We start from the raw sequence: 14,172 nt of genomic DNA, 5'->3' as shown, positions 1-14,172 counted from the left end.
TATACAAGTCAAAAAACAAAAATTGAACACTCATAAGGCCTAAATAAAAAAAATCCCACCAACATTTCTGCTGATGGGATTAATATTTTAAAAAAAGTTAGTTCTACTTACTGTTCTCTAATACTGTAATCATTTTTATTCCCCATTTCCGCAGCAGAATAAGCGATTGAATTGAAATCCAAATCTCTTAAAATTTCACGTGCAGTAAAGATTACTCCCATAGGAACTTTCTCATCTGCTTTGAAACAAGTAATGATGTTCTCCTTTGGATCAGTCATTTCAGCTGGCTTATCATTAAACTTCGCCAATTTCCATTTACCGATGTAATTAATTCCATCTGGGTGAAGTAAACCATCATATTGAACAGCTACTTTACTCGGGAATTTATCTGCATCACCTTTCATTGGTTCACCAAGATAAACGAAGTCTACCGTAGAACGCTGCTTAAATGGTGTTAAATCAGTTAAACCAACACCTTGCGCTGGGATAACCCTCACCAATGGATCAATCTCCTTTGTAGTTGTAGCTACCATGAAGAAGAACAAAAGCATGAAAACAATATCGGGAAGAGAAGACGTGTTAATCGCCGGAGCTGGCTTCCCTTCATTATTTCTAAATTTTGACATAATTAACGTTTTGGTTTAACCTCAATTAATCTTAGAGGATACAAAGTTTCTATCAATTCAGTGTGCTTCTTGTACTGACGTAACTCAGGAGTATCTTCAAGCTCATTTTGAATAATGTAACGGTTCATCGCCGTCCATGTAATTCCAAAAAGAGATTCTGACTCTTCATCACGTAATTCTGTAACTGCACGCTGAACTTCTGACTGAACAGCAACATAAGCCGAATAATCTGTATCAACAAAAGACTCTAGACGAACGTGTGCCTCGAAAGCAATTTCTGGCATTTCCTTCTTTCCACTGTATTGCGTGTAAAGATTCATCATGTCTAACTTTTCTTGCCATTTAGCAATAGCTGACAGCGCCTGCTCGATGAATTTTTCTGTGTTCTCATCAGTTTGCTCTTGATTTTCTAATGCGTCTAATCTATTCTGTTGATTCTGCAAATTGGTAGAATATAATTCTTTAGAACCATATGCATAATAAGGATAGTTCAGTGCACGATCAGCTTTTTTACCTCTATTCACAGTGTAAAAATGCTTGATTCTACTGTTCAACGTTGATATATCTTCAGGCTTGATAATTGAATCTCGCGCTTGGATAACCTGCTTACTATTGATAGCAATCTTGTAGATATTTTTCTCTTCAACTGGAACCTGTGGTTGCTCAGTTTCTATTTTCTTAGGGATTTTGCGCAAGTAAGCCGTATCTTTGTCCATTGTTGTAGTAACAAGGAAAAAGATAAGCAATAGGAAGGCGATATCCGCCATCGAACCTGCATTAATTTCCGGTACTTCTCGCTTTGACATTCCTATTAGTTTCTAATTAATTTAACAATTAGCCCCATGAACATAGCCAATACAGAACACACTGCTATACCAATTATAGCAGTATAAATTCCAGCATGGGTAAAGTCCAATGTTGCCGCGCTTGCTGTAATATCTCCTGTTACGTTTAATGATTCAACAGTGTCTGTAGTTCCAATAGAATACAGAATGAAGAACAAAACAGCTGCTACAATAATTCCAAGAATGGATTTTATTGCTTGAACTGGACGTGTAACAAGTAAAACTACGAAGAACACAAGAACTAGAATCACTGCAAGAATGATTGCATAAAAGCTAATATTAGCTACTCCACTAAACGCAAAGCTATCCATGAATGATTGTTTTACCAGCTCATCACTTTCAGCATTTACTCCTGAAGTCATAACTATAAAACCGAATATCAAAGCAGGAACAGCAATCACAATCTTAATGATCAATCCCAATATGTTCAATTTCTTTTCATTATCCATAATATATGGTTTTTTTATAAGTGAATAAATAGATGATGATAAAATTAGTTTTGACCAACTTTATACTTAATCATCATGTCCACCAATGAAATTGATGAGTTCTCCATTTCGTTAACAATTCCATCCACCTTAGCAACGATGTAATTATAAAAGATTTGTAGAATAATAGCTGAAATCAAACCGAATACCGTTGTTAAAAGTGCTACTTGAATACCACCAGCAACTGTAATTGGAGATACTTGACCATCCTCAACAATTTTCTCAAAGGCTTGAATCATCCCGATTACCGTACCCATAAACCCAAGCATTGGTGCAAGTGCAATAAATAAAGAAATCCAAGAGATACCTTTTTCTAAAAGTCCCATTTGAACTCCACCGTAAGCTACAACTGTTTTCTCAACAGCATCAACTCCTTCATTAACTCGGGCAAGACCCTGATAGAAGATAGACGCAATTGGCCCTCTTGTGTTACGACAGATTTCTTTAGCTCCTTCAACGTCTCCTTTAGCAAGAGCTGCTTCTACGTCTGCTAAGAATTTCTTAGTATTAATAGAAGAAAGGTTAAGATAAACGATACGCTCAATACAAAGTGCAATACCGATAATCAAAGCAATCAATACGATACCCATCCAGAATGGATCTCCTTCGATAAACTTCTTTTTAAGAGTTGAAGTAAAACCTACTTCTTTCTCAACTTCAGCTTCCTCTATTTCAGCAGGCGCTTCCTCAACGGGCATTGGCTCTGCAGAAATAGCTTCTATAGATGATGAATCATCTTGAAGCTCTACTCCATTTTGATTTGCAGGATCTTGTTGGTCTGCAAATGATACTGTGCTAAAACCGAAAGTAAACATTCCGATGATCGCTAAAGAACTAACTATTTTTTTCATGTTCCAAAGATTAAAAATTAATCGTTTCTGTAAAATTATTAATATTCCTAATTTGTTCAAAAATTTACAAGTTAAACTGGCGGAGAAGGAGGGATTCGAACCCTCGGTTCCGGTGAAGGAACACTCGCTTTCCAGGCGAGCCAGTTAAGCCACTCCTGCACCTCTCCAATATAACTTATACCTTTTCGACGGGCTAAAGTACAAAAAATTATTTATTCTAAAAGGAAACAGCGCTTCTTCTTGACAATTCATTGGATAATTATCAAAAAATCGAACTTTCCCTTGTCTTTTCAGTAGATTAACAACAAAAATAAAAAACCTTAATCAATAAAGATTAAGGTTTCTCATTTAAAAAATGTTGTCTAATTTGACTTATGGCTGAAGAAATACTGTAGTCGTATTTTCAAGTTCTTCTTCAATTTTAATTATTCCTTCTGCTGTTAAGTCACCTTTTCTAGCAGAAATATCTAATACTGCTACTCCAGCCTGACCAGTTTGGTAAACATCGTTATAGTTAAAGACGGCTACACCTGATGAATTAGTATAAGCAGTATCTCTTCTTATAACAGGTTTCTTTGGAGATAACGTTGATTTTCCATAAAGAATAACCCTAGCACCAGAAACAAGTGCATTTGATGTGTCTCTCACTTTGACTTTAGCAATTGTGTCTGCTTTCTTGTTACAAGACCCCAATCCTAAACTCATACCTCCTATCATCAGAAGAATGCTTGTAAAAATGATATAATTTTTCATGTTTTTATAAATTTTCAATTTTAAGTAAACGTGTTGTTCTGTAGTTAACGAGAACTGTTACAAAAAAGTTGCTATTCGTCTATATTAATTGTTTCTGTTGAAGTTAAATATTGCTTTGCACGAGCACTTCCTAATGTGTAGAATTCAGCAGTGTCCTTCGCATATACTGTAAAGTAAGCTATTTTATCATCTTTTTTACCGTATTCATCAAAAAGTTCATCTAATTTGAAAGTAGCAACACCAGATTCGTTCGTCTTTCCTTCGGCTAAAAATTCTGGAGTGTCTTTATTAACATCCCCAACAATTCTAACATAAGCATCCGGAGTAAGGATATTTGCATTTGAACGTACAAAGATCTTTAATATAGAAGGGTCTTTCTCAGCGCATCCTGACATAAAAAGGACACTCATACCAACTATTAAGGAGAAAATTGTGAATTTGAATTTCATAATAATATGTTTTTTAGAGTGGCTAAGTTATGTAATAATTATTATTATCTCTAATACAATTATAATTTTCGTGAAAAATAGTGATATAATGCACTATTCGATATGTGGTTGTTGGGCTTTATTATGAGGCTAGCATTGGTTATATTTTAGCAACTTTAAAGAAGCTATATTTAAAAGACCTATATATAGCGTCCGCAAGTAAACTAAAAGTTTTCAATGTCTTTGATAAGATAACTTCAAAGACAAGGTTTGTGAAGCGTTTATTTCTATAAATGAGGTACCCTGAAGATGCTAAGCGATACACTAATTATTTTAATGTTATTTTCATTCTTTTCAAAACGTTTTTCCATTTGCCTAAATTGCCTTCGACAAGCCAACGGATTACTCTTCAGTAACTAGCCTGCTGGAGGGACTGCAATTAAAAATACCTACGCAGAGCTTGCCGTGGTGAGCATAACGCAGTATTTGGAGCTTTCTTGCAAAGACGACTTATAGGCAACTTTTAATCGTGTAGGGCCATTTATGAAAAATAACTGCTAAATTTGCACTATACAACTTTGATTGTAAAGTAAAATAAAGCGTAAAGATCATTTTAAGATGTCAGATATTCAACATAAACTCGAGGAGCTTTTAAACGAAGTAAACACTGCTTCAATAACAGATTCAGCTAATTTGGAAGAATTTAGAATTCGATTTCTAGGGACTAAAAATTGCTTGAAACCATTATTCTCGGAATTGAAAAATGTTCCAAATGAGGACAAAAAATTAGTGGGACAAAAAATCAATGAATTGAAAAATGCAGCACAATCTGTTTTTGACCAATTTAGCGAGCAACTTTCTAACAATGCAGGAACTGAAGAAAAAGTAGATTTTTCTCGTCCGGGCGAACCAAATAACATTGGAGCAAGACATCCTATTAGTGTCGTGAGAAAAGAAATCATTTCAATTTTTGAACGCATTGGCTATGGTGTTTCCGAAGGTCCAGAAGTAGAAGATGATTGGCACAACTTCTCTGCATTAAATTTCCCTGAAGAACATCCTGCAAGAGATATGCAAGACACTTTCTTTGTGGAAACAGAAGGAAAAGAAATGGCATTGCGTACCCACACCTCATCTGTACAGGTGCGTGTAATGGAAAACAGTAAGCCTCCAATTCGTACAATTTCTCCAGGACGTGTTTTTAGAAATGAATCTATTTCTGCTCGTGCGCACTGTTTCTTCCACCAAGTTGAAGGATTATTCATCGATAAAGATGTTTCATTCGCAGACTTGAAACAAACAATTTTGTTTTTCGCGCAAGAGATGTTCGGAAAGAAAACTCAAATTCGATTACGTCCTTCTTACTTCCCATTTACAGAGCCAAGTGCTGAAGTAGATGTGAGCTGCACAATTTGCAGTGGAAAAGGATGTAATGTTTGTAAATATACTGGCTGGTTAGAAATTTTAGGTTGTGGAATGGTAGACCCAAGTGTTTTGGAAGCTGCGAATATCGACCCTAAAGAATACAGCGGCTTTGCATTTGGTATGGGAATCGAAAGAATTGCCCAACTAAAATACAGAGTGAATGACTTGCGTTTATATTCTGAGAATGATGTACGCTTTTTAAAACAATTTAAATCAGCATTTTAATTATGGGACTTTTTTCATTTAGCAAAAAATCACAACAGAGTAAGTTGAATTGGATTCACATTACAACGGTTGAAGAGTTAAAACAAGCCATCGCTGAAACGGATAATGTGACGGGATTATTTTTCAAACATTCCACAAGATGCAATATTTCCTCGATGGCCTTGAGCCGTTTTGAATCCAGTTGGGAACAAGACGATAAATGCGAATTGTATTTTATCGATTTAATAGCGCACCGTGATGTTTCAAATGCAATTAGCGAATTAACGGATGTTGATCATCAGTCTCCGCAAGTAATTGTAGTTAAAAACAGAAGAGAAATTTTCAATGCATCTCACAATGGTATTTCATCAAGTGAAATAAAAAATTCGATTTAAAATGGTTCATAAAACAGTTTCCTATTTAGCAATTTTATCATTATTGCTTACATTATTAATGTCTTGTAATGGTGATAAGGATGAAATCAAAAGTGGAAGCTTAGTTCCTGCTAGATTCGAATTGCCTTTTAATAATACAACAGTTCAAAAAGGACAATCGATACAAGTTGATATTAGTATTGTTACGCCTTCAGAAGTGAAATCAATTAAAGTTTTCACGAAAGACAGCGTAATTTATGAAGGCCCGATAAAGAAGAATAAAAAATCTTTTGCTGTCAATACTTCTTCTTGGAGTTATGGAACAAATCAATTGACTTTAGAAACAACATTGAACGATGGTAAAACCCGTCGTGACAATAGAATTCTAAAGATTCTTCCTGATGTTTTTCCGAAAGAATATTCAGCAGAAGTGCTAAAAGTATTTCCACATGCCACTACATCTTACACGCAAGGTTTAGAATTTGACGGAGATCAATTGTATGAAGGTACGGGCGGAACTGGGGCAACTGGAAAAAGTATGGTAGCCAAAGTTGATTTAAAATCTGGAAGAATCCAAGAGAAAAAAATGCTTGATGAAAAGTATTTTGGAGAAGGAATTACCATTATGGGAGATAAGCTTTACCAATTAACTTGGCAAGAACATACGTGTTTCGTTTATGATAAAAACACGCTTGAGGAATTGAATAAATTCACTTACACTGGTGAAGGCTGGGGATTATGTAATGACGGTGAACAATTAATTATGTCTGACGGTTCAGAACGTTTATATTTCAGAGACCCAAACACATTTGGATTAAAAAGATCTATCGAAGTATATACCAATGAAGGTCCAGTAAAGGGATTAAATGAATTGGAATACATCGAAGGAAAAATTTATGCGAACGTTTACACAAGAAATCAAATGGTCATCATCGATCCAAAAACGGGTGTGGTTACAGGAAGAATTGACGCAAGTATTATGGCATTGGATTACCGCAAAACAGGTGAGGTTTTAAATGGAATTGCATACAAGAAATCAACGAGACAGTTGTTTGTTACAGGAAAGAATTGGCCGAATTTACTGGAAATTGGATTGGTTAAAGAGTAATGTTTTTTTAATTGTTAATTGTAAATGATTAATTGTTAACGTAAAAAAAGGGAGAAAGAAGAAAGAGGGAGAAGAGAAAAATCATCCTACCAACCAATCACCCTCAACAAAAAAATAGCTGCGGAATCTGCGGAACAAAAAATAGAGTTCCCGATGCTAAAGATGCGGATCAAGGAGAAAGAGTGCGAGAGTGGAGAAAAACCATTCCACCAACTACCCCCAAAATATCCTACCACCCAACCTACTAACCAATCATCACCCAACCAAAAAAAATCTGCGGAAATCTGCGGGAGAAAAATAGAATGAGAAAGAGAATGAGAGAGGAGAAAAACCATTCTACCAACTAATCATCACCCAACCAAATAAAATCTGCGAAATCTGCGGGAGAAAAAATAGAGTGAGAAAGAGTGCGAGAGTGGAGAAAAACCATCCTACAAACCAAACATCACAAAACCAAAAAAAATCTGCGGAATCTGCGGAAGAAAAAATAGAGTGAGAAAGAGAATGAGAGCGGAGAAAAACCATACCACTAACCAATCATCACCCAACCAAAAAAAATCTGCGGGATCTGCGGAAAAAAAAACCTCAATCCTCCCCTACAACCTCCCCGCCAAAGTAACCACTTTCCTTACCGTTTGCGTTTTACTTGAATCCAGATTAAACACATCAAACATTATAATATACGGACCAATCGCGGCTTTTGTACCGTCTTCTCTTGTTCCCTCCCATTTTACAATTCCTGTTCCACCTAACAAATGTCTTTTAAACAAAGTTTTAATGATTCTTCCTTTGTCGTCGTAAATAACCAAATCTCCCAATAAATCTGGAGATGAAACTTCGTACGTTAATAACAATACATCTTGGAATCCATCTCCATCTGGTGAGAATGATTTAGAAGATAAAGTTAAGGTTCCTCCTTCTTCACCTGGTTTCATGTCTTGAGAATTTACTTTCCCCGGTGTTGCAAACCCAATAGTTTCACTTGCACTGTGCCAATTCGAAGCTGTATTTGATGGTTGTTCCGCTGAAAAACGTTCTAAACTCACACCTTTCTTATCATTAAGCAAAGAAAAATGCCAGTCTTCAGAATAGGAAACTTTATCCATTACGGTGTCATTGAAAACCAAATAAACAGTTGACGAGTCATTATTGTAGCTTGGTAAACTTGACATCTGCAAGAATTTACCAGGAATTGCAAAAGGGTAATTCATCAATTGGAAATTACTGTCGGCAGTGAGCACAACGTAATCATCTGGGTTTAAAACATAAGTTTGCGTTACTTCCTTTAAATTAGCAACCGCACCTTCTTTATGGTTTCCTAGCTCCCATTCTTTTAAATCAATGTATTTATCTGAATTGTTATAAATCTCAACAAAGTCAGCTCCTCCAGTTAATGGATTAAACAATATTTCATTGATGATTAAATCTCCTTTTTCTGGAGTTTGGGGCAGAACAAAAGAACCACTGTAGTTATTTGAATTTCCTGAACAATCAGAAAAATTATTCAATTCGTAAGCGTAAAGTTTTCCTGGAATTAAAGATTCAATAAATTCAAAAGTAATTTCTGTTGGATATTTACCTTCTAAAATTCGAGCTGAAATTGTTAAAGTAGGAGTTGAGGAGAATCCGGCATTTTCCAAACTCAAAGAATCCATTCCTTCAGAGAATTTAAGTTTTAAACGGTTTGGAAGTTCAGTTTCGAAACCAATTACTGATGGTGCTTGTGTATCTGGCGTATTACTGAAAACACTGTTTTGTATTCCCGGAGTTCCGCCTGTAGAATCATTACTTGCTCTCCAATTATCAGCCGATGAACAAGCTAAATCTGGATTAATTCGCTCTATACTCCACCCTCCGTCGTCCTTACTTTCGTCTTTGTACCATTTATCTGTGTAAGACAATTTATCAACTACAATTCCTGCGTCGGTACTTAATTCAATATCATCTCCAGCATTATTTAGTGAAGCCCAACTTGTAACAGTTGTTGCTTGAGGATAATCTGCTAAACCGTTTGTTGTAACTAAAATTAAATATTCTCCAGGCAATAACCAAACATCTTGAATCGTTCCTGAAGAGCTATTGTCACTTAATTTCCAACCATTTAAATTAAAATATTTATTACTTCGGTTATACAACTCAACAAATTCAACTTCTGGCAATCCAACCACTGGAGATTCATCAGGAAGAAATTCATTGATAATAATATCTCCGAAAACAGGCGTTTGTGCTATAACATATTGGAAGGTTTCGCTTTGTGTCGACATTGCGTTTCCTGCAACATCTTCGGCATTACTTACTGTTAAAGTGTAAAGATCTCCAACATTAAAAGGCACCGTAAATGTCAACGTGAAAAACCCTAAATTAGTAGCATCTTGTTGAACTGAAGTTGGATTTCCTACTCCATTATCTACAGCGTAATTCACAACATTCTCACCTGTTGTTTGATCCATTCCTTCATCAAATATAACTTCTAATTCCGTTGATGAAATTGCGGTGACACTTGTTATAGTTGGAGGAATATTATCTACTTGAATTGGTCCAGCATAAAAATTATCATATTGGAATTTTGTTGCATTGCTTGAAGTATATTTTAACCAAACCCCTAAATGCTGTCCTAAAACAGTTGTAGGATAATTTGCTGAAGCATCTAATTGATAACCAACACCACCCGTTAAATCGGTGTATAACTCCCAATCTCCGTTCGCATTGTAAATAACTTTAACCGCAATATCAAAACTTGTTGCAACAATAGCGGGTGTACTCGTTAAAATTGTTGTCTCTACTCCTCCATTTCTTTCAATCAAATAAATTGGATCAGCACTACCATTTTCGCCAATACGCATTAAAATTCCATCTGGATTAGTTGATAAATCGGCACTAGTTGATGTTAAATAAGTATCTCCTCTGTTGTTAATTGAAGGGCTAAATCCATAATTTATTTTAAATCGCCATTCTCTATCGTCTAGTTGCATTAAGTTGTGCGGAGTAGATAAATAACTCTCAGCCGTTCCCGTAGCGTCGAGTTGTAATTCGTTATTTGAATTAATTTTAAAATCAGTGACATCTCCTACCCAAGTTGGATTATTTGTAAAATCTCCGTCATCAAAAGAATCATTCATTTGACTCCAAGAGGTAAAAATAAAGAAGCTGCAAAAAACCAATAATATATGTTTCATAAAAAAGTCTTATTCAATATATAAACTACAAAAGTCTTACAAATATAAACGTATTGTATGATTGTCGAAATTGTTTGTGAAATTAATGAGATGAAAGGCGTGTTTGGAAGGATCATAAATCTAATTTTAGACTAAAAAAGGCTATTGAAATTTATTTAGAATTTACAGTTAATGGAGATTCAAGAAGTTTATTAATCATACGACGATTCTATAGCCAAGTAAACTTTTATTTTTAATTGGTATAAATTCAGTGAATATTGAATAATTAGAATTAAAACACCTCGCAAATAAGATTTAAATCATATCTGAATAAGTTTTTAGGTTTTTATGCGCTTTTAAATACATTTTGCTCTTAACTTAGTGAATTAATTGTGTCCAGAAATTACAGTAAAATAAACTACGATGATTAAAATACTTTTTCCTACCGATTTTTCAAACGCTGCAGAAAATGCTTTTTTCTACGCACTACAATTAACACGTAAACTCAACGCTGAATTAGTTTTAGCACATGTTTACAACCTTCCAGAACTAGGTAGAGCCTTGCACAATACATCAAAGGAGGTATTTGAAATTATGGAAATGGAAACCCTTGAAAACTTCAAAAAATCTGTTGAAACATTACGTAGGAAAGCAGAAAATAATGGATATGGTGACATTGAATTTAAGCACATAATGGCGGAAGGACAAATTGTTTCTAGAATTGTTGATTTAGCAAGAAAAGAAGAAGCAAATTACATTGTAATGGGAACAACTGGCGCAACTGGATTGAAGGAGGTTTTTCTAGGGTCTGTTGCTGCAGGTGTAATCGACAACTCCCCGTGTAATGTGTTAAGCATTCCAGAAGAAGTTAGCCCGACAAACTCAATTGACAAAATTGCTTACCTCACCAATTATAAAGACGAAGAGGTTGTTTCTTTTAATACAGTCAATAAGTTTGCAGAATACTTTGATGCTGATGTATGCAGTATCCATTACCAAAAAGAGGTTACTGATATTTCCAAAGAGAATATGGAAAACTGGAAAAAGAAGTTGGGTGTTGATTATGAAAAATTGAAATCTTACGTGGTGACTGGAAACAATTTTGACGAAGCAATTTGCGAATTATATATGAAACAAAACATTGATATTTTGGCAATTCAGCCAAGAAAACGTAATTTCTTCACTCAACTTTTCAAAAGAAGCGTTTCTAAGCAAATCGTTCAGCGATTGAGTATTCCTTTATTTACATTGCCAGCTAAATAAATGAGAATTCTTTTAGCTAAAATATTTAGACAACTTTTTAAATTACAATTCTTTAGAATAAGATTTTATGGAATTCATCAACGTATTTTCAAACCCTATAATTTATTTAAAGGAGTTGTTTGTTCGGTAAATTACAATGGATTTAAACTTCAATTGAAGTTAGACGATTGGATTCAAGAAAACATTTTCTTTTTGGGAGAATATGAAAAAGCGGAATTAAAAGTACTGGCCAATCATCTTAAACCTGGAGAAGTATTTCTCGATTTAGGAGCAAATTTGGGTGTTTTCACCCTTCACGCATCAAAAATTGTTGGAAAATCAGGAAAAGTGATCAGTTTTGAGCCTTTTTCAATAAATCACAATGCATTAGTAGAACACATAAGAATCAACAATCTACTGAATGTAAAAATTGAAAAACTAGCCGTAGGAAGCGAGCCGGGTTCGATAACTTTATATCTTGATGAAAGTGAAGATAATTTAGGAATGGTTACCGCAAATTATGTTGAAAATGCTGTGGTTGAAAAAGTAGAAATCGTTTCCATTGATGGATATTTAGAAACACATTCACAAGAAACTATTAACTTTATTAAAATTGACATTGAAGGTTTTGAATATGCTACACTTCTAGGCTTAGAGAATACTTTAAAAAAACATCAACCAAAAATCCTAATAGAAATTTTAGATGATTTAGAAACAGAAGAAGCCCAAGAAAAAGTCCATGAATTTTTATATAATTTGGGCTATAAAAAACATTTCATTACTGATGAGGGTGAGCTTTTTGAGATCCCTATTTGCTTGCATCGAAAGAATTATTTATTTACAATGAATTAAAATTGAACGCTTTGCTATGTATTGGCTGGTCGGAAATAGACGTTTTTTAACCATTTGTCTGTATTTTGAAAGAAAAAGAAAATGATGAATCAAGAAATTTGGACAATCGGACACTCCACTCATTCCTTGGAGAAGTTTTTCTCAATGCTAAAATCATTCAATATTGATGTACTCGTTGATGTACGCAGACACCCGGGTTCTAAACGTTATCCACATTTCAATAAAGATGAATTTGAGAATTCTTTAAAGGAAAAAGGTTTTGAATATCTTCATTTAGAATCTTTAGGTGGTAGAAGAAAAGTGCAACCGGATTCACAAAATACTGCCTGGCGACTTGAAAGTTTTCAAGGATATGCAGATTATTTGGAAACAGAAGAATTCAAAATTGTAATCGATAAATTAAAGGCATTAGCAAAAAATAAAAAAGTTACAATAATGTGCGCAGAAGCTGTTTGGTGGAGTTGCCACCGTTCACTCCTATCAGATTATTTAAAATGTGATGGATGGACAGTTTTACACATTATGGAAATAGACAAAGGTACTGAACATCCATACACAAAGCCTGCTAAAATCATAAATGGAAAGCTAGATTACAGCTTATAAGTTTCCTTTACTTGTCTGATATTTAATTCATAATATTTCTTAAATAATTTTCAGTTTCCTTTAATTAATGTTTAGATTAGTTTTATAAATTACAAATCTGATTAATTCATTTTAAAACACTAATTATGAAAAAAGATGTATTATTTTTTGCTTCAGTAGCATTAATTTTGGGATCTTGTAGTCCAAAATATTATTCACCCAACACGCAGAATATTCCACTACTTTCCGAGCAAGGAGAAATTAATTTGAGTGTTTCAGGAAATGGCAATCAAGTAGAATTTCAAGGAGCTTATGCCGTTACTGATGGATTTGCAATTCAGGCCAATGGAGGTCTGTTTATTCCATCAGATATAGACAATGGTGATGGTGGATCAGCAGAATTTGGCGAAATAGGTTTGGGATATTTTAGACCAATTACGGAAAATTGGATCTTTGAAACTTATGCTTTAGCTGGATTTGGAAAACTTGAGAATCACCTCCCTTCTACAATGGAAAATAACCCTGGCACAACAGGAAAGATTTCAGCAAATTTATACCGATTTGGTATACAACCGAGTTTTGGTTATAAATCTGAATATTTCAGTGCGGCCGTTTCCTCTCGATTTGTAAATGTGAGTTACAACAAGGTAGATGGTAATCTGATATTTGAAAATATGGACCAAGAAGATTATTTAAATGCTAATTCATCTAACTTTATGATCGAACCAGCACTTACCATCAGAGGTGGTTTTGAAAGATTTAAATTACAAGTTCAGTATGGCTATAGTATTAATGTAACTCAAAGTTCTTTCCGTCAAGACAATTCACATCTAACAATTGGATTGAATTTTAATTTTAAGTAATTGAAAATAATGTCTTTTAATAAACGGTAAAATAAAAAATGGAGCTGAATTATTCGCAGCTCCATTTTTTTATAATATTTCTTTAACTCTCCCCACTTCTCCAGAACTCAATCTTACTTTTATTCCATGTGGATGAATTGGTGAACTGGTCAATATTTTTTCGACAGTACCTTCGGTTAACGTTCCTGTTCTTTGGTCTTTTTTCAATACTATTCTAACTTCTGCACCTACATGAACATTGTTGCGATTATTTCCTGACATATTATGAGCTTTTATTAAACAGTTAATATAAACAAATTGTGGAGGCTATCAACTGCTCTTACACAATCAAAACCTCCACAATTTAATTTATTGTTTGCATTTCTGCAATTTTATT

15 protein-coding genes and 1 tRNA gene are annotated in these 14,172 nt (G+C 34.4%); 7 read left to right on the top strand and 9 right to left on the bottom strand.

Annotated elements, in window-relative coordinates; translation table 11 throughout:
* Positions 1–107 precede the first annotated feature (107 nt).
* The 7 genes from ERX46_RS00500 to ERX46_RS00470 all read right to left on the bottom strand — a co-directional run bounded on the left by ERX46_RS00500 (position 108) and on the right by ERX46_RS00470 (position 4,012).
* On the bottom strand, positions 108–626 hold the full coding sequence (locus tag ERX46_RS00500; protein WP_130091868.1) for an ExbD/TolR family protein: 519 nt from the start codon (positions 624–626) through the stop codon (positions 108–110).
* 2 nt (positions 627–628) lie between these two features.
* Positions 629–1,432 (bottom strand): ExbD/TolR family protein, encoded by an 804-nt coding sequence (locus ERX46_RS17625; protein WP_242494513.1) that lies wholly within the window; start codon positions 1,430–1,432, stop codon positions 629–631.
* A 5-nt stretch (positions 1,433–1,437) separates the two neighbouring features.
* Positions 1,438–1,920, bottom strand: coding sequence for a hypothetical protein (locus ERX46_RS00490; RefSeq protein ID WP_130091867.1), 483 nt, complete (start codon positions 1,918–1,920; stop codon positions 1,438–1,440).
* 44 nt (positions 1,921–1,964) lie between these two features.
* Positions 1,965–2,810: a MotA/TolQ/ExbB proton channel family protein gene (locus tag ERX46_RS00485; RefSeq protein ID WP_130091866.1), complete on the bottom strand. Its 846-nt coding sequence runs from the start codon at positions 2,808–2,810 to the stop codon at positions 1,965–1,967.
* A 77-nt stretch (positions 2,811–2,887) separates the two neighbouring features.
* Positions 2,888–2,977, bottom strand: a tRNA-Ser gene (locus tag ERX46_RS00480).
* A 205-nt stretch (positions 2,978–3,182) separates the two neighbouring features.
* Complete coding sequence (locus ERX46_RS00475) at positions 3,183–3,563, bottom strand: hypothetical protein (protein WP_130091865.1); 381 nt, start codon at positions 3,561–3,563, stop codon at positions 3,183–3,185.
* 71 nt (positions 3,564–3,634) lie between these two features.
* Positions 3,635–4,012 (bottom strand): hypothetical protein, encoded by a 378-nt coding sequence (locus tag ERX46_RS00470; RefSeq protein ID WP_130091864.1) that lies wholly within the window; start codon positions 4,010–4,012, stop codon positions 3,635–3,637.
* 606 nt (positions 4,013–4,618) lie between these two features.
* On the opposite strand from ERX46_RS00470, the gene pheS reads away from it, so the two are divergent.
* The 3 genes from pheS to ERX46_RS00455 are packed head-to-tail and all read left to right on the top strand — an operon-like array spanning position 4,619 to position 7,102.
* Positions 4,619–5,641 carry a phenylalanine--tRNA ligase subunit alpha gene (gene pheS, locus ERX46_RS00465; RefSeq protein WP_130092492.1) on the top strand — a complete coding sequence of 341 codons (1,023 nt, stop codon included), beginning with the start codon at positions 4,619–4,621 and terminating at the stop codon, positions 5,639–5,641.
* Between the two features lie 2 nt (positions 5,642–5,643).
* Positions 5,644–6,015 carry a bacillithiol system redox-active protein YtxJ gene (ytxJ, locus tag ERX46_RS00460; RefSeq protein ID WP_130091863.1) on the top strand — a complete coding sequence of 124 codons (372 nt, stop codon included), beginning with the start codon at positions 5,644–5,646 and terminating at the stop codon, positions 6,013–6,015.
* A gap of 1 nt (position 6,016) precedes the next feature.
* Positions 6,017–7,102 (top strand): glutaminyl-peptide cyclotransferase, encoded by a 1,086-nt coding sequence (locus tag ERX46_RS00455; RefSeq protein WP_130091862.1) that lies wholly within the window; start codon positions 6,017–6,019, stop codon positions 7,100–7,102.
* A gap of 596 nt (positions 7,103–7,698) precedes the next feature.
* Here the strand turns inward: ERX46_RS00455 and ERX46_RS00450 are convergent.
* A complete protein-coding gene (locus ERX46_RS00450; protein WP_130091861.1) occupies positions 7,699–10,278 on the bottom strand; it encodes a lamin tail domain-containing protein in 2,580 nt (859 codons plus the stop codon).
* A gap of 402 nt (positions 10,279–10,680) precedes the next feature.
* Here ERX46_RS00450 and ERX46_RS00445 point away from each other — a divergent pair, with 402 nt between their 5' ends.
* The 4 genes from ERX46_RS00445 to ERX46_RS00430 all read left to right on the top strand — a co-directional run bounded on the left by ERX46_RS00445 (position 10,681) and on the right by ERX46_RS00430 (position 13,796).
* Complete coding sequence (locus ERX46_RS00445; RefSeq protein ID WP_130091860.1) at positions 10,681–11,520, top strand: universal stress protein; 840 nt, start codon at positions 10,681–10,683, stop codon at positions 11,518–11,520.
* The gene (locus ERX46_RS00440) at positions 11,521–12,351 is read left to right on the top strand and encodes an FkbM family methyltransferase (protein ID WP_130091859.1); all 831 of its coding nucleotides are present in this window, start codon (positions 11,521–11,523) and stop codon (positions 12,349–12,351) included.
* 84 nt (positions 12,352–12,435) lie between these two features.
* Positions 12,436–12,954, top strand: coding sequence for a DUF488 domain-containing protein (locus ERX46_RS00435; RefSeq protein WP_130092491.1), 519 nt, complete (start codon positions 12,436–12,438; stop codon positions 12,952–12,954).
* A gap of 125 nt (positions 12,955–13,079) precedes the next feature.
* Entirely contained in the window at positions 13,080–13,796 is a 717-nt protein-coding gene (locus ERX46_RS00430; protein WP_130091858.1) for a hypothetical protein, read from the top strand.
* Between the two features lie 69 nt (positions 13,797–13,865).
* Here the strand turns inward: ERX46_RS00430 and ERX46_RS00425 are convergent, their stop codons facing one another.
* Positions 13,866–14,057, bottom strand: coding sequence for a YwbE family protein (locus ERX46_RS00425; RefSeq protein WP_130091857.1), 192 nt, complete (start codon positions 14,055–14,057; stop codon positions 13,866–13,868).
* Positions 14,058–14,172 lie beyond the last annotated feature (115 nt).

The organism is Brumimicrobium glaciale (assembly GCF_004152935.1).
GTDB lineage: Bacteria > Bacteroidota > Bacteroidia > Flavobacteriales_D > Crocinitomicaceae > Brumimicrobium > Brumimicrobium glaciale.
This window is presented reverse-complemented; position numbering and strand designations above follow the sequence as displayed.

Excerpts from the sequence above, each read along its gene's own strand:
- ERX46_RS00500 (WP_130091868.1), bottom strand. The coding sequence starts at position 626 with ATGTCAAAATTTAGAAATAATGAAGGGAAGCCAGCTCCGGCGATTAAC.
- ytxJ (WP_130091863.1), top strand. The coding sequence starts at position 5,644 with ATGGGACTTTTTTCATTTAGCAAAAAATCACAACAGAGTAAGTTGAAT.
- ERX46_RS00450 (WP_130091861.1), bottom strand. The coding sequence starts at position 10,278 with ATGAAACATATATTATTGGTTTTTTGCAGCTTCTTTATTTTTACCTCT.
- ERX46_RS00470 (WP_130091864.1), bottom strand. The coding sequence starts at position 4,012 with ATGAAATTCAAATTCACAATTTTCTCCTTAATAGTTGGTATGAGTGTC.
- ERX46_RS00430 (WP_130091858.1), top strand. The coding sequence starts at position 13,080 with ATGAAAAAAGATGTATTATTTTTTGCTTCAGTAGCATTAATTTTGGGA.
- ERX46_RS00485 (WP_130091866.1), bottom strand. The coding sequence starts at position 2,810 with ATGAAAAAAATAGTTAGTTCTTTAGCGATCATCGGAATGTTTACTTTC.
- ERX46_RS00490 (WP_130091867.1), bottom strand. The coding sequence starts at position 1,920 with ATGGATAATGAAAAGAAATTGAACATATTGGGATTGATCATTAAGATT.
- ERX46_RS17625 (WP_242494513.1), bottom strand. The coding sequence starts at position 1,432 with ATGTCAAAGCGAGAAGTACCGGAAATTAATGCAGGTTCGATGGCGGAT.
- ERX46_RS00475 (WP_130091865.1), bottom strand. The coding sequence starts at position 3,563 with ATGAAAAATTATATCATTTTTACAAGCATTCTTCTGATGATAGGAGGT.
- ERX46_RS00425 (WP_130091857.1), bottom strand. The coding sequence starts at position 14,057 with ATGTCAGGAAATAATCGCAACAATGTTCATGTAGGTGCAGAAGTTAGA.
- ERX46_RS00440 (WP_130091859.1), top strand. The coding sequence starts at position 11,521 with ATGAGAATTCTTTTAGCTAAAATATTTAGACAACTTTTTAAATTACAA.
- ERX46_RS00455 (WP_130091862.1), top strand. The coding sequence starts at position 6,017 with ATGGTTCATAAAACAGTTTCCTATTTAGCAATTTTATCATTATTGCTT.
- ERX46_RS00435 (WP_130092491.1), top strand. The coding sequence starts at position 12,436 with ATGAATCAAGAAATTTGGACAATCGGACACTCCACTCATTCCTTGGAG.
- ERX46_RS00445 (WP_130091860.1), top strand. The coding sequence starts at position 10,681 with ATGATTAAAATACTTTTTCCTACCGATTTTTCAAACGCTGCAGAAAAT.